At 40.3% G+C, this 16,014-nt stretch carries 10 protein-coding genes; all 10 read right to left on the reverse strand.

Annotated elements, in window-relative coordinates:
• Positions 1–20: 20 nt before the first annotated feature.
• Positions 21–2,138 carry a PBP1A family penicillin-binding protein gene (locus tag AB3Y88_RS02710; RefSeq protein WP_056960126.1) on the reverse strand — a complete coding sequence of 706 codons (2,118 nt, stop codon included), beginning with the start codon at positions 2,136–2,138 and terminating at the stop codon, positions 21–23.
• Positions 2,139–2,237: 99 nt separating this feature from the next.
• The gene (locus AB3Y88_RS02715) at positions 2,238–2,708 is read right to left on the reverse strand and encodes an arginine repressor (protein WP_228887801.1); all 471 of its coding nucleotides are present in this window, start codon (positions 2,706–2,708) and stop codon (positions 2,238–2,240) included.
• Positions 2,709–2,793: 85 nt separating this feature from the next.
• Positions 2,794–3,504 carry a Crp/Fnr family transcriptional regulator gene (locus AB3Y88_RS02720; protein ID WP_228887802.1) on the reverse strand — a complete coding sequence of 237 codons (711 nt, stop codon included), beginning with the start codon at positions 3,502–3,504 and terminating at the stop codon, positions 2,794–2,796.
• 384 nt (positions 3,505–3,888) lie between these two features.
• On the reverse strand, positions 3,889–9,018 hold the full coding sequence (locus AB3Y88_RS02725) for a glycoside hydrolase family 70 protein (protein ID WP_261909402.1): 5,130 nt from the start codon (positions 9,016–9,018) through the stop codon (positions 3,889–3,891).
• Positions 9,019–9,739: 721 nt separating this feature from the next.
• Positions 9,740–10,828 carry a recombinase RecA gene (gene recA / locus AB3Y88_RS02730; protein WP_228887804.1) on the reverse strand — a complete coding sequence of 363 codons (1,089 nt, stop codon included), beginning with the start codon at positions 10,826–10,828 and terminating at the stop codon, positions 9,740–9,742.
• Positions 10,829–10,933: 105 nt separating this feature from the next.
• Positions 10,934–12,178, reverse strand: a complete 1,245-nt coding sequence (locus AB3Y88_RS02735; RefSeq protein WP_056960134.1) for a competence/damage-inducible protein A — start codon at positions 12,176–12,178, stop codon at positions 10,934–10,936.
• Positions 12,179–12,361: 183 nt separating this feature from the next.
• Positions 12,362–12,949 (reverse strand): CDP-diacylglycerol--glycerol-3-phosphate 3-phosphatidyltransferase, encoded by a 588-nt coding sequence (gene pgsA, locus AB3Y88_RS02740; protein ID WP_056960135.1) that lies wholly within the window; start codon positions 12,947–12,949, stop codon positions 12,362–12,364.
• Between the two features lie 31 nt (positions 12,950–12,980).
• Positions 12,981–13,886: a helix-turn-helix domain-containing protein gene (locus tag AB3Y88_RS02745; protein ID WP_056960137.1), complete on the reverse strand. Its 906-nt coding sequence runs from the start codon at positions 13,884–13,886 to the stop codon at positions 12,981–12,983.
• Positions 13,887–13,984: 98 nt separating this feature from the next.
• Positions 13,985–14,710 carry an elongation factor P 5-aminopentanone reductase gene (locus AB3Y88_RS02750; RefSeq protein WP_228887805.1) on the reverse strand — a complete coding sequence of 242 codons (726 nt, stop codon included), beginning with the start codon at positions 14,708–14,710 and terminating at the stop codon, positions 13,985–13,987.
• Position 14,711: 1 nt separating this feature from the next.
• On the reverse strand, positions 14,712–16,013 hold the full coding sequence (locus tag AB3Y88_RS02755; RefSeq protein ID WP_228887806.1) for an EF-P 5-aminopentanol modification-associated protein YfmH: 1,302 nt from the start codon (positions 16,011–16,013) through the stop codon (positions 14,712–14,714).
• Between the last annotated feature and the right edge of the window lies 1 nt (position 16,014).

A 16,014-nucleotide genomic window follows, 5' to 3' on the forward strand; every position in this document is an offset into this window, starting at 1 on the left:
GCTTTAAGCTAAAATACGCCTTAATTGCCGAACCACTGTTCGACTTTTTGCTTTCCAGCGTCAAAAAGATCAGCTGCTTTTTTACCAAGATCAGAAGCTGATTTAGAAACACTATCTCCAGCATTCTTCAAACCGTTCCATAGACTGGAGCTACTCTTTCCCGAAGTTGCGACTCGAGCAGAAGCACTCTTAACTTTAAAGGACGTTTGCGCTGTATTTGGCAAAATTCCTTCCATTTCGTCTTTGAAAAGAGCTGACCCTCCACGTGTTCCTTCATTTTCCAAAGAGTATTTTGTGTTATCAAATCCGACCCAAGTTGCCACCACCACGTCTGGAGTATAGCCAATATACCAATGATCCTTATCATTAGTAGTCTGTCCATCAGCGCTTTGTGTGCTACCAGTCTTACCAGCTATTTGATAACCTGCTGGTTTGGCAGCAGTTCCTGTCCCATTTTGATAAACATCCAGCATCATACTCGTCATCTCACGCGCATTTTTTTGACTGAGCACCCGTTTGCTGGAAGTTTTGGTATTATCAACAATTACTTTTCCTGATGCATCCACAATCTTTCTGATCAAATGCGGAGAAGTCATTTTACCGTCGTTCGCAAAAGCTGTGTAAGCACCCGCCATTTTTGCGGGTGACTCTCCTTGCGATAAACCACCTAGTGCCAAACTTAAATTGCGGTCACTACTTGAAATATTCAAATTGAACTTTTTAACCATCTTGTAGCCTGCATCCACCCCGATTTTATTTAAAAGCCAAACCGTTGCAGCATTTTTACTCTGTGCAAGCGCCTTATACATCATAATATTTCCTGCATAAACATCATTCCAGTTATGCGGTGTATACTTGTTGCTGCCATAAGATTTGAGTTCATCTTTTAAGGTTGAATCATAATGATAACCTGCCTCTAATGCTGGAGCATAGACCGCAATTGGTTTGATGGTTGAACCTGGTGAACGGATTAATTGCGTCGACCTGTTATAACCACGGAAAACATGTGTGCCACTGCGCCCACCCACAAGAGCCATAATATTACCTGTGCTTGGTGAAACTGCGATTGATGCTCCTTGTGCTTTCGTTCCGTCTGCTGCATTGTAAGGGAATAAGGTTGAATCTGCAAAACTGTTTTGCATCTTCTCTTGATAAGTCTGATTAAGCCCTGTATAAATCTTGTAGCCGCGATTCATCACATCTGACTCGCTTAAACCATACTTATTAATTGCTTCAGAAATTACTGCGTCAAAGTAATAAGGATAACGGTAGCCAGAAGCATATTGGTAACGGTCATTTGTCACCATTGCAGTTGCCTGATATTGCTTAACCTGTGTCTGCGTTAACTTCTGATTTGCACCCATCAACTCCAATACAACATTTCGCCGTGCGGTTGCACTTTTAGGATGATCTAAAGGATTAAAACCACTGGGATTCGTCAACATTCCCGCTAAAGTCGCTGCCTGCGGCACAGTCAGCTGATTTGCATGCACCCCAAAATACTTTTCTGAGGCATCCTCGACTCCCCAAACACCATTTCCAAAATAGGCATTATTAAGATACATCGTCATGATTTCTTTTTTAGAATATTCATTTTCAACCTGCATGGCAATAAAAATTTCTTTTGCCTTACGCGAAAAAGTCTGTTCTTGGGATAGTAACGCGTTCTTAACCAATTGTTGCGTCAGAGTACTTCCGCCACCACTGATATAGTTACGTCCAAGAATTTTATTTTTGGCATAGAGCAAGACTGCACGTGCGATTCCTTTAAAAGAAAACCCGTACTCATGATAAAAATTTTGATCCTCAGTCGATAAAACGGCATTAACCATGTTGGGCGAAACTTGATCAAGCGACTTCCACGTTCCTTTTTGTGAGTATAAGTATCCTGCCTTTTGACCCTTTTCATCATAGATTTCGGTTGAACGTTCCAGTTCTGATTTTAAATCCTTAACGTTGGTTGTCTTAGCGACAAAAACAAGATAACTGCTCATCAAAAGAAAGATACTCAAAATAGCGATTGTCAGCCAACGCCATAACTGAAATCGCAACCACTTCTGTTTGAACCACGCCGCAAAGCGTTGTGAAATCTTTTTAAAATTCTGCCATAATTGTGAAAAAAAGGAATTGACATCCATGCTTCATTTTCCAATCTTTTATAAAGTATAACTTTAATTCTACCATAAGGATTTTTAAGAGCAAAACCGAGTACTAATTATTAGATTTAATTAAGAAACTCATTGTGCTGACTCATCGTGTTGAGCATACTTAGTAAATAAACTATTAACTTTACGTGCGTCCTCTTCAGACTTGCTAATGACTAAAATAGTATCATAACCGGCGATTGTGCCGACAATTTCATCAAGTGCAAGTTCATCAATGATTGCAGTCAAAACATTAGCATTATGCGGCAAGGTCTTAACAATATTAATAAATTGCACGCGTACAACCTCAAGCACCGCCTCCGAAATGCTATTGTAGAGCTTCTCTTTTTCTGAAACTGCATTACCTTTGAAAATCGCGTAGTGGATCTTTCCACTGCTGCTTTGCTCCTTAACAATCCGCATTTCACGCATATCACGCGAAATAGTTGCTTGGGTTGCTGCAATCCCGTTTTGGGTTAACAGCTTCATCAATTCTTCTTGGGTGCCGACTTCATACTGTGTAATCAATTGTTCAATCTTGGCCTGTCGTGTCTCTTTTTTCATTTATTTTTCCTCGCTGTTTTTGATTATGATCATAATCATATATTATAACAAATTATCTGTTTTTATTAACTCAGCGCACTATTTTTCAAACAGAAACTTTATACTTTTCGTAAAAAGCCATCCCTAACCTCAAACGTTTACCTTCTGTCACTAAACCGCCATCTTGTTGCAAAGCTTTAAACGTTGCACAAACTGTTTCTCTTGTTGTCCCAGCCATCAACGCTAGTTCTGTTTGCGTCAGCCATTCTGGGACCGGCCGGCTACCATCTTCACTAGGATCACCAGCCTTCTTGCTAAGATATAGCAAAAAGGTAATTACTCTGATTCTTGGTCGTGAAAGTGCGAAGATTGAACGGTGATCAAGCATATCACCTAAAATAGTACGCGTCCCTGAAATAATAAATTCAAGCGCTGCTTGATTACTCCCAATTAACTTTTTAAAGAATTGTACGGGAACTGCTGCAATTGAAACCGGTGTGAGCGTCATAATCTCATAATTGCTGACACCCTCTCCTACTATATATTCAAAAGAGCAAAAATCATCGACTCCTAACGGCAAAGAAGCGATCCTTTCCCCATTAACACTGTACTTGCGAATACTTACCAGTCCCTTAGTTATTAAATGGATGCAGCCTCCATAATCCTTCCCCAATTGCTGCAGTTTCTCACCTTTTCTCAACTCTCTAAAATTTACATGTGCTGCAAATTCCATTTGTTGCTGTTCATTCAGTAACAAAAAGAACTGCAATTGTGCTAATCTTTCTTTAACTTTTGGTGTATCGTATCTTCCTTCCATGCCATTTCCCCCAATACTTAATTTAGCTGTGTTTTCTCAAATAACCAACCTACCAAACAAAATCTGACTTGCCTTTATTGACAAAGCTTGCTCAATTAAAATACGCAACTTCTACGCTGACTTTACAAAATTTTTACTATTTGAATAAAGCAAAAATTATTACACCTTAAAGGGCAAAAACGGAGCCGTGACAAAACTAATGTTTTGTTGCAGCTCCGTAACTTGGCCCTACAATTTTTGAGTCAATGCATCCCAACTAATAAAATCTCACTGAGACATTCAAACTCTTTAATTGTACTTTAAGCTTTCATTCTAGTTTCTCCAGAACCTCATTTTTCACGTTAGGCAATAGAAGCAATTTTCTAGATTAGTTTAAAGTTATCTCTATTTTTTTAATGCACCTGTGACTGTATCAAAATTATATACTTTGCCGTCAATCTTTTGCTGACCGTAGACCATTTTTCCACTCTCATTGTAATATACAGTCTTGTTTTGAGCCGCAAGATATTGCCAGCCGGTCTTCATTGCACCGTCGTAATCGTCAAATAAGTACCAATCGTTGCCGATCTTCTGTTGTCCATATTGCATCCACCCCTGACTGCCATAGTCAACCGTCTTATTTTGATCCGCCAGATACTGTAAACCAAATTTTTGTGCTCCAGTTAATGTATCAAAGTAATACCAGCGACCGTTAATCTTTTGTTGCCCATATTGCATTTGCCCATTGCTTGCATAGTGAACTAGTTTATTTTGGTTTGCAAGATATTGCCAACCAGTTTTCATTGCACCTGTATAACCATCAAAGAGATACCAGTTATCGCCGACTTTTTGCTGACCATATTGCATCTGACCCTTGGTGTTGTAATAAACAGTCTTATTTTGACCACTAATATACTGTAAACCGGTCTTCATCGCACCGTCATAACTATCAAATAGGTACCACTGTCCGTCAATCTTCTGCTGGCCATATTGCATCTGACCTTGATCACCATAAAAGACTGTTTTATGCTGATCCGCAAGATATTGCAATCCAAATTTCTGCGATCCAGTCACCGTATCAAAGTAGTACCACCGACCATCGATTTTTTGTTGGCCATATTGCATTTGCCCATTACTTGCATAATGGACCAATTTGTTTTGGCTTGCGAGGTATTGCCAGCCAGTTTTCATTGCACCTGTGTAACCATCAAAAAGATACCAGTTATCACCAATTTTTTGCTGACCATATTGCATCTGACCCTTAGCGTTATAATAAACAGTCTTGTTCTGACCATTAATATATTGTAACCCGGTCTTCATCGCGCCATCATAACTATCGAACAGGTACCACTGTCCATCAATCTTCTGCTGACCATATTGCATCCATCCCTGGCTGCCATAATCGACCGTCTTATTTTGATCAGCAAGATACTGCAGCCCAAATTTCTGCGATCCAGTCACCGTATCAAAGTAGTACCACCGACCGTCGATCTTTTGCTGACCATGTTGCATTTGACCGTTAGTAGCATAGTGGACCAACTTATTTTGAGCAGCAAGATATTGCCAGCCAGTCTTCATCGCACCTGTGTACCCGTCAAAAAGATACCAGCTATCGTTAATCTTTTGCTGTCCGTATTGCATCTGACCCTTGTCGTTGTAGTAAACAGTTTTATTTTGACCCTTGATGGATTGTAATCCGGTCTTCATTGCACCATCATAGCTATCGAACAAGTACCACTGTCCATTTATCTTTTGTTGCCCATATTGCATTTGACCAGCATTGTTATAATAGACTACCTTATTTTGATCTATTATCTTTTGAAAACCAGTCTGCTTTGTCCCAGTCGTAGGATCAATCAGATACCAATGTCCAGCAGTATCCTCTAGCTGCGTGTAATACCTTGCTTGTGAAGAATCACCAGCTGCATATTCTGCCCGTTCATTTTGAGCAACTAAAACAGCTGGAAGAAAGGCAGTACGCTCAGTGCCAACATAGAAATATTCGCCGTTGTCATTACTCTTCAATACATATTCTGACCCGCGGCCAAGTATGTTTGTAGCATTCAGATATTTTGCAGACCATTCCTTAATTTTAGTGCTCCCATCAATCGGAACACCGGTAACTGCTTGGTTCTTAGTAAACAGTTCAGGATACTTTTGCTGCAATTCAGCGAGGAATGCTCCACCATACTTATTCTGGTATTCACCGCCGCCAATCGTATTAGCGACATAGAGTGAATCATGAATGCTGGAATCGCTAATCCAATTACCATGATCGTCAGTACGTGTAACTGTAACTGTTTCCTGACCAGGTAAAGCATAGATTTGATCGGGTACCCAATCAGCAATTGCCTGAATTCCATTGGCATGCAGTGCTGCAATCGCATTTCTCAAATCAGCCGCAGTTCCATATTTCGTAGGCGTTCCAAATCCTAAATCATAACGATCAGTAAATGCATACCCATTATCAATCATCGAATCCAAAAAGCTGCCATCACTGCTTGAACGATATTGCGGTGCCAGTTCAAAGCTCGTAATCCCAAGCTGCTTAAAGGCGGCTGCATTTTGGGCAATTACAATATTAGCGTACTGTGAGCGCTCCTGTGGGTAAGAAATAAAGTTAGAAAAGCCTTCAAAAATCACGTTTGAATCTAATGCTGCATTGGAATGGAAAACCTTGCCGTCAGTTGAAGTCTGATCTGAGGCCGCAGTTCGTGCGTCCTGCTCAGCAGCTGCGCCAACTGGAACCCACACAGCCAAATAACCAGTAACTTGCGGAGTAGCTACCCCTTGAATTGCGGTATTGGCAACCGTTTGACCAGCGACAACCAGATCTTTATTCGTAAAAATTAGATCACCATTGTTATCTGTGTAAACTACCGGCGCAGCAGTATCATTTTCGTAGTTGACCAGTCCAGTGCTAGTCGTTAGCACTGCCGCTCTGAATGCCTGGTTTTTGTGTGCAGCACCCATGTGCAACACAACCTGCTCGCCGTCCTTCAACTTCAGGTCAGTGTTATTAGCGATGATTACGCCGACACCCTCAGTTCTTGTTTCAGACGTTCCTTGATCTGTAACATTCAATGCTCCCTTGCCAAAACGAACACTTGTCAATACGTCGTTTTGATCTACGGCCATTGTCTGACCGCCACCCACATATTTGATTCGAGATTTAAGTAAGTTGGTGAGCGTGTCGTAATAGATTGTTTTTTGTGAAAGATACTGTCCACCTTCTGAATACATATCTCCATAAAAAACACGTGGAACAGTATCCTTATTAGTCAGTAACATTGCATAAGCACTTGGAATATTATACTTGTTATATTTCTTTACTGTAGAGTCTTGGTCCTTATAAAATAATTCCAAACCTTTCTCAAGATCAGCCCAAGTAAATTGACCATAGGGTTTTCCTGTTGCATCTTGAATTGCTTGCCTTACTTGATCTTGTGAGTTAGAGTCATGTGCTCTTACAAAACTATAATTTGGAATCGCTGTGTCTTCAGTATCGTCATTTGTTCTGTTAATTAAGAACCATTGGACAAAACGCGCCATTTTATCATTTTGACCTTGTGCATTTGTCAACGAACTATTGAGCTGCACACCCATATAATTATCCATCGTGAGTTGAGAGGCACCATGCTCGCTAATATAAGCTGGGTCATTCATCCCCCAATCTTCAAGAATTGACAGATGTTTATTAGCGCTCGCATCACTTTGATTTGTACCGTAAGCTGCGTTGAAATAATCAGCTGCAATTTGGAGCAAATCGGCATCGACATTATCAACAGCATCCACCCGAATCCCATCGAAATTGGCATTCGCATTATTTGCAGTAATTGTTCCAAAATTAGTTAGATAGTATAACCAATTTAGTTGTTCAGCCTGAACAGTTGGATTGGAGTTGTCGATATCATTGGCTAATAAAAATTCAGCATCTTTATTTGACTTACCATCTAGATATCCTGGAGTAAAACCTAACTTGCGATAATCAGAATTTGCCCAAGGGGTTAAGCTACTATTTTGATAAGCTAAAAAACCGCCTTGTAATTGCAGCCCATAATATTGAACATCTTCGCTCTCTTTATTCCAAATTGTCTCTTCTTTGACAAATTTTGACATAACATCACGCAGCCAAGTCACATTCCCCGTGATTTTTAGTGCACGTTCAATTGTAGCCTGGACTGCCTCAACTGCTCCATTTAATTCCAATGAAGTGTCATTGGCTGAATAGGTTTTGGTAGCTGCCACTACGCCGCGACCGGCCATATAATTCAAATAGTCAGCTTGCACCTGTTTGCTTGGCCACCATGCCATCAATAAAGGCCGGAAATCACTCGCACTTGATGCAACCCACTGCTGTCCATTTGACAAGATATACTTAGGAACGTACCATGAATCAGCTGTCAGATATCCATTAGTATTTTCAAAGCTTTGTGCATCGTACGATTTAGCTACATTGTGCGCCGCAAAATCAGCAACTTCTTTTGCGGATGCCTGACTTTCAGTCAACTTATCCTGTGGAAGTAACTTAGCGCTCCCATCACTGGCAAAACAGTATAATCTACCATCGATTGTCTGCGTGGTGTTTTTCCTAAGAATGCCATCTTCTCCAAAATAATATGTAACCTTATTAATCTCTTGCAGACCGATTTTATATTGCGTACTGCTCTCCAAGTAATAGGTATTACCATTTTGATCAGTAAAAAAGCCCTGTTGTGCTACACTACTGTCAGCATTATATGCTGCAAAGGTATCACCATTTGTTTTAGAATAGGCGATCGCATTTCCGGAATGTGGATCAAAATAATAGGTCTGCTTGCCTACAGTGACATATTCACCCTTAATCTGAACACCTGTCTGCGGGTCAAAATACTGTACATTCCCATCAATTTTTTTCAGTCCCTTAACAACATTTCCTTGATCATCAACATATGTCCAAGTATCGTTGTTAGCAACATAGTGCCCATTTTGCAAATTTGTTTCCGTGTCTACTAAAGGATCCTTTGTTGCGGTATCTTTGTTTGTTTCGCTTTGAGATGATGAGTTCGATTGAGCACTACTTGACTGTGCTGTTGAGCTCGCTTGAGAGCTGCTTTGGCTGCTTTGTGAACTAGCTTGACTGCTTGAAGTCTTATCAGCATTCGTTGAACTCTTAGCGCTGCTTGAAACAGCAGCTTCAGTTGAAGAAACATGACTAGCGGAAGTCGTAGTATTAGACTGGCTATTAGATACCTTTTGTGTACTACTGCTACTGTTGGTTTTAGAATCTGAGTCACTAGCACTACTGCTAGTGGAGGTCGTAACCTTAGCACTGCTTGTCGCCTGCTCGCTTGTTTTTTCGGCTTGCGTTGAACTGCTTGTGTTGCTTGAGACAGTCTCACTGCCTGCAGTCACAGTCGCATCATTGCTAGCAGCTGCAGCATGCTCACTATTTATTCCTAAAAGGCCATAACCAATCGTTGTGACTGTGATCGCTGCAAAAACCCAATTTTTCCCCTTTTTATACATCTTATAATGCGTCTTTGTTTCCTTCACTTTTCTCTCCCCTTAAATTCTGGTACCGAAGACAGCTGCTTTCATTATGAAAACATTTTATCTTCTTAGCCCCCCGAAATTCCAATCTCTTGAAAATATAAAAAAAACACTAATTAATTAATTTGAAAAAAGATATTTGTTTTCATAACTTTCTTTTCTTGTTTTTATTCTAACATGATGTGTTGTGTACATTAAATATTTTTTTAAGATAAAACGGTTTCTTTTTGAAAAAATATTATTTTATTTTTGGGAACTTAAAAACCCATTTTTGGCTTTCAAAGTTCCTCTTTTCACCCAAAATAATCAGCCAGCATACCTTGGTAATTTTCTACCTAACTACAAAAGAGAGTGTGACATAAGTCGGGAAAATTTGAGTGCTAACTCAAAATTACGAACATCGTGAGTACTTTGCTATGAGTAATTCGAAGTTAGACGCAGAATTTTGACTTATGGAACGCGTTTATCCGGAATAAAAGAGGGAGAGTGTGACATAAGTCGGGAAAATTTGAGTACTAACTCGAAATTACGAACATAGCGAGTGCTTTGCTATGAGTAATTCGAAGTTAGACGCAGAATTTTGACTTATGGAACGCGTTTATCCGGAATAAAAGAGAGGCTGTGACAAAATTTAACTTTTGTCACAGCCTCCTTTGTTTTATTTTACTTTATCCGCATTAATACACATCAATAATTAGTCTTTTATATTAAACTTGACTTGTATTTATTTGGATTGCTTTTGTTCTAATTGGTTCTTTGCTTTTTCATTTTTTCCATCTTCAAGTGGCAAAGAAGTCGGGTCCGCCTCTTCAGGAGATTCCTCATCAGCAATTCCATAAGCCTTCCTGACCTTGAGCGTAATTTCCTGCATTGTTTCTGGGTGATCAGTGAGATATTGCTTAGCGTTTTCTCTCCCTTGACCAATTCGATCTTCCCCGTATGAATACCAAGAACCACTCTTTTTAACAATTTCTTTTTCGACAGCCATATCAACTAATTCACCTGTCTTAGAGATACCCTCGCCATACATAATGTCAACTTCAGCTCGCTTAAATGGTGGTGCAACTTTATTTTTCACAACCTTGATACGCACTCTATTACCAATAATATCGGCACCATCTTTGATCTGCTCAGCTCTACGTACTTCCAGACGGACAGTCGCGTAAAATTTCAAAGCCCTTCCACCTGGAGTAGTTTCTGGGTTGCCAAACATCACTCCGACTTTTTCACGAATTTGATTAATAAAGATTGCAATTGTTTTAGTTTTGTTGATAGTCCCCGAAAGTTTTCTAAGCGCCTGAGACATCAAACGGGCCTGCAATCCAACATGCGCATCTCCCATTTCGCCTTCAATCTCAGCTCTTGGAACCAACGCTGCCACGGAATCAACCACCACAATGTCAATTGCTCCTGAGGAAACAAGTGCATCAGCAATCTCTAAGCCCTGCTCTCCAGTGTCTGGTTGTGAAAGCAAGAGCTCATCAATGTTGACACCTAAATTCGTGGCATATGCTGGATCCAGTGCATTCTCTGCATCAATATATGCTGCAACCCCACCGTTATGCTGGACTTCAGCAACTGCATGTAAAGCAACCGTTGTTTTACCAGAACTTTCAGGTCCATAGACTTCAACAATTCTTCCGCGCGGATAACCGCCCACACCCAGCGCTTCATCTAATGCAAGCGACCCACTTGAAATTGTCGAAATCTGAGTGTCAGCTTTCTCACCCATGCGCATAATTGAACCCTTACCAAAATTTTTTTCAATTTTTTTTAATGCAGCATCCAATGCTGCCTGACGTTCATCGGCCAAATTGTTTCCTCCTAACAAATTCGTACAGTTTAAACCAATCTGTTCACCTGTCAATGATACAGGTAAGAAAATTAAAATGCAAGAAAAAGCGAACAAAAGTTCGAGTTATTTTATAAGTTCATGCCGTAGCCAGTCTAATCCAGTCAGTACTGACCTTTCTCTGATGTATGGTCTGGCATTTGAGAAATGAAACAAACGAGCTTCAACAGGCTGATCTTTAAATGCCAAGCCAATCCAAACAGTGCCAACAGCATTACCTTCAAGTTCATCTGGTCCGGCCACACCTGTAAATGAAATTCCAATCTGGGTGCCAAGCTGATTCTTAATTGCACTTGCCATCAACTTGGCAGTTTGTGCACTGACTGCCCCTTCAGTTACAAGTACCTCTGCTGGAATTTTCAGCAACTTCATCTTGGCTTCATTAGAGTAGGTAACTGCTCCACCTGCAAAAACACTTGAAACTCCTGGTACATCGGCTAACATTGCTTGAAAAGCTCCAGCTGTAAGACTTTCTGCTGCAGAAATTGTCAACTTCTTTTGTTCCAATAAGTTAACAACTACATTCACTAAACTATTTTGATCGCCATAGCCATATAGATACTCACCTACCCTAGATTGAATTTTTTGTTCAACTTCATCAAGCAATTTTTTAGCCACATGTTCATTTCGACTGCTGGCTGTCAATCTTAAAGTAACTTCACTAGTTTTCGCATAGGGTGCAATTGTAGGATTGCTTTGGTGGTCAATTAAATCTGCCAATTTTGTGACCAATAAAGACTCTCCAATTCCAAAAAAGCGCAGTACACGTGAATATAAATGGTGATCTTTAAAGTAGGCTTTTTGCAGCAAGGGTTGTACTACCTGAGTAAACATTGGTTTTAACTCCCCTGGAGGCCCAGGAAGAAGAAGAAAATCTGGACCCTCTTCGTTTTGATAAAAAATTCCCACTGCAAAACCAGTTGAATTTTTTAACGGGTGAGAACCAGCAATGTACAATGCCTGCAAACGATTATTTTCAGTCATCGGACGTCTTGTTTCTTTATAAAAACGTGTGATTTTTTGCATTGCTGCTGCATCCTCAATCAGTGGTTTATTCAAATAACGTGCCACCGTTTGCTTTGTCAGATCATCCTTGGTTGGGCCGAGTCCTCCCAGCAACACAACGAGGTCACTGCGCTTAGCAGCCAGTGAAATTGTTTGTTTCAATCTTTCTTCATTATCTCCGACTGTTTCTTCAAAATAAACGTCTATTCCTAAATCTGCCAATCGTTTTGAAACAAATGGTCCATTCGTGTTGACAATTTGTCCCAACAAAATTTCAGTCCCAACTGCAATAATTTCTGCTTTCATTTTGAATGCCCCCTTATGTAAATACGCAGTCTCACGTTAAAATATTTTCCAAAGCAAAGCGAGAACCTTTTTGGTTACTTGCTCCGAATTTACCGCGTATGTACGACTGCGTAATTTTAAAATCCAGCTAAACATATAAAACGAGACCGCGACCACCTAAAACTAGTCACAGTCTCGTTTATGTTACTTATCGAAAGAATCTGCAAAGATACTTCGACTATTTATGAAGTATTCTGCCCCAGAATAAATCGTAAAGAAGAGGCAGATATATAATAAAATTTCTCCTACTGGAAGATTAATTGCTGCAAAAAAAACATTGTTCAGCAACAAAAAAATGATGGAAAACATTTGAGTCATTGTCTTAATTTTTCCTGGCATTGCAGCTGCAATTACCTGACCGTCATTTTCAACAACAATTAACCGCAAACCGGTAACTGCCAATTCACGGCAAACGATGATTGCGGCCACCCATGCAGGAACCTTTCCTAATGACACTAGAATAATGAAGGCTGTCATTACAAGCATTTTATCTGCTAAGGGATCAGCAAATTTGCCAAAATTAGTCACAAGATGCTGTTTTCGTGCTATCTGACCATCGGCAAAGTCAGTCAGTGAGGCACCAGCAAAAATGACAGCTCCGATAACTTGAACTACCGGAATAGTCGTGCCCCCCAAAGAAACGCTTCCCCAAGCCAAAGGTAGACACAGCACCAGCATGAAGATCGGTATTAGGAAAATGCGAATAACTGTTAACTTATTTGGTAGATTCATTATTATTTTAGCTCCCCCTGTAAGTAAAGCTTTATTTAACGTTGACTGTCAAAGTTCTCACAGTCAAAGAATCATTATCTTTTTTAAAGTTGAAATTTTTGCCATTTATCTTTAAACTTGTAGCATTTGAGTTACCTAAATTGATTGTTAAACTCGTCGTTCCACTTGGCAATGTAACAGCGTGTGTTTGTCCATCACTTAGCGTTCCCTGCCATTGTTGCGTTCCGTTAACCGAAACAGCACTCCAGGCATTTGAACCAGAAACACTGAATTTCACGGTCTCAATCTTGGTAGCACCTGATAAATTATACGTAAATGTCGAGCCTGAATTGGAAGCAAGCTGTAGCTTAGTTGCACTTTTTTTGCTTGAAGATTTCTTAGCTTTACTTGTACTTTTTTTAGCACTTGAAGTCGCTGCAGCAGAGGATTTCTTAGCTGCAGTTTTTGTTGAAGTTGCCTTCTCCGATGAGACAGACACCTTGCTGCTACTGCTTTCAATCTGCTGCGTCTGTGCGGTCTTTTGATGATTGTTCCAAGCAACAAAGTAAATTGAGCCTAAAATAATCACAACGATTGTGACAATAACAATCGTGGGCAGATAACTCAAAACACGATTGAAAGTATTAGTTTTTTCCATACTTTCCCGGGTAGTTTCAACTCGCGCACTTCTTGTATTAGCAACTGGCGTCTCCTTAACTTCTTCTGGGGCGTCTTGTTGTTCAAATGTATTCAAAAACTGTGCTGGATCAAGCCCGACAGTCTCAGCATATTGTTTAATAAATGCTTTGACATAAAAATCACCCGGAAGTGCAGCAAAATTTTCGTCCTCAATTGCAATCAGATAACGCTTTTGAATTTTGGTGATCTGCTGCAAGTCATCAAGCGTATAACCCTTCTCTATACGTGCAGTTTTTAAAGTCTTTCCAATCTCACTCATTTTTAAAACTCTCCAATATTATTAAATATCTTAGTTCAACTATCTAAAGTTCGTTTCTAGTATATCATAGCTGTTACGAATAATTAATTAAGAATCGTTTATTTCAACCAGCCACCAGTCACATAAATCGTCTGTCCTGTCATGTATGCAGCCCGTTCATCTAGTAAAGCGCTCACCCAATAGCTGATTTCTGAAGTCTTAGCAAAGCGTCCCAACGGAATTTCACGATCAACCTGGCCCTTTTCTTGTGCTGAAAAAAGTGCGTTCATTTGGGTTGCAACTGCCCCTGGTGCAATCACATTCACTGTCATCCCTAAGGAGGCTACCTCTTTACTATATGCAGCGGCAAAAGCGGTTAGCGCTCCCTTAACCGTGCTATACCCAACTTCCATTGCACTCCCAGTACCACCATAAACAGAGCCGATGAAAATAATTCTGCCAAAATGGTTCTGTGCGAGCTTCTTCTCCAGCAATTGGAGCAAATGTAATGGGGTCGTAACCTGCATTAACAACATTTCATGTAGCCGTGCTGGCGGCATTTCGCTAAAAAGACCATAACTCGTTGTTCCTTCAGCAAAAATCACCGCATCAATTCCAAACAGCTGCTTTTCAATCTGTTCAGCGCTTTCCTTTTCTAGAAGATTTGCCTTGATGCCTAAAAAATCTTGTTGCGGATAGTGCTGCCTAAACTGAGCTAACGCGCTTGCAACTCTGGCAGCGTTGTTGTTGTAGTGAAGATAAAGTGACCATCCTTGTGCCGCCAAATCTTTGGCAACCGCGGCTCCAATATCGCCAGAAGCTCCTATTATCAGCGCCCATTTCATCTCAATCGTCCTCCTTTGGACAAAGCGCATAGACGCTCATCCCCGGCTGTGAAATAAACTTAGCGGCTGTTTCTAACAAATCCTCCAAGGTAAGTTCTTGTAATAACGGGATCTTGTCAAAGAGAGTTGCATCATCAAATAAGCTGCCTTCGTATTGTTCAGCAATTGCTTCAAGGACATTCATCGCACGAATTTGCCTGCCAATAAACTCTTTTTTAGCAAGCTGAAATTCAACCGTCTGAGTTTTTAACACAGAAGTTGCATGCAAGATTAAGGAGGTTAATTTGGCACGAAAAATAGCTGGCTGGTCAGTATCTCCACTGAACCATACAAAATGGAATCCACGTTCAACCACCACGCTATAATCAAAGCTGTCATCAACAATTCCTTGATTATACAATTCTTGATAGTCTTGGGAAGACTCACCTAACAATAAGTAAAATAGTAGTTGCAGTGCCAGTTTATATTTCAATCCTGCTTTTCCTGCAGGCAGGCGATCAAACCCTCTTATGCCAATTGCAACCTTGGCTCGTTTAACAGAAAATGCCAACTGCTGCTCAGGATTTACGGCCTTAGCTGCAACTTCATTCCTGCCATCTAAGCGCTGTGGCACAATGGCTGGCGCAAATTCTTTCTTTGCTTGGTTTTTATTAATCCACTCCAGTGTTTCTGTTACATCTATAGCACCCACCATAAAAAGGTCCATGTTACTTGGGTGATAAAAGGTCTGGTACAAGTCGTACAAGTCCTTTACACTAATTTGATTGACTGAGTCAACTGTACCTGCAATATCGTAACTAAGCGGCTGCCCTGGATAAAGATTTTTTACAAGGCCTGCATATAGACGCCAATCAGCATCATCAGCATACATGTTGATTTCCTGAGCAATAATCCCTTTTTCCTTGGCAACACTTTTGGCTGTAAAATATGGACTCTGCACAAAATCTAACAAGATTTCCAAATTCTCTTTAACATTAGTAGTTGTTGAAAAAAGAAAGCTAGTTTTTGTATAAGAAGTAAATGCATTTGCATCTGCGCCGAAGTGACCAAAAAGTTCAAACGCATCATGGTCCTTTTTTTCAAAAAGCTTATGTTCTAAAAAATGTGCACTTCCGGCAGGCACTTTTCTGACTTCTTGCGTATCCGGCAAGCAGAAATGTGTGTCATTCGAACCAAAGTCCGTCGAAATAATGCCATATACTTTATGAAAGTTCGGACGTGGCACCAGATTGACTTTTAATCCGTTTTTCAAAACTGTCCGGTAAACACATTCACCTAATAGCGGATATTCTATTTTTTTCATT

The organism is Liquorilactobacillus satsumensis, assembly GCF_964065465.1.
In the GTDB taxonomy this organism is placed as follows: Bacteria; Bacillota; Bacilli; order Lactobacillales; family Lactobacillaceae; genus Liquorilactobacillus; species Liquorilactobacillus satsumensis.

Bases quoted from the DNA above. Each gene is read 5' to 3' on its own strand.
- AB3Y88_RS02735 (WP_056960134.1), bottom strand. From the start codon at position 12,178: ATGAAAGCAGAAATTATTGCAGTTGGGACTGAAATTTTGTTGGGACAA.
- AB3Y88_RS02750 (WP_228887805.1), bottom strand. From the start codon at position 14,710: ATGAAATGGGCGCTGATAATAGGAGCTTCTGGCGATATTGGAGCCGCG.
- pgsA (WP_056960135.1), bottom strand. From the start codon at position 12,949: ATGAATCTACCAAATAAGTTAACAGTTATTCGCATTTTCCTAATACCG.
- AB3Y88_RS02720 (WP_228887802.1), bottom strand. From the start codon at position 3,504: ATGGAAGGAAGATACGATACACCAAAAGTTAAAGAAAGATTAGCACAA.
- AB3Y88_RS02715 (WP_228887801.1), bottom strand. From the start codon at position 2,708: ATGAAAAAAGAGACACGACAGGCCAAGATTGAACAATTGATTACACAG.
- AB3Y88_RS02710 (WP_056960126.1), bottom strand. From the start codon at position 2,138: ATGGATGTCAATTCCTTTTTTTCACAATTATGGCAGAATTTTAAAAAG.
- AB3Y88_RS02745 (WP_056960137.1), bottom strand. From the start codon at position 13,886: ATGAGTGAGATTGGAAAGACTTTAAAAACTGCACGTATAGAGAAGGGT.
- AB3Y88_RS02755 (WP_228887806.1), bottom strand. From the start codon at position 16,013: ATGAAAAAAATAGAATATCCGCTATTAGGTGAATGTGTTTACCGGACA.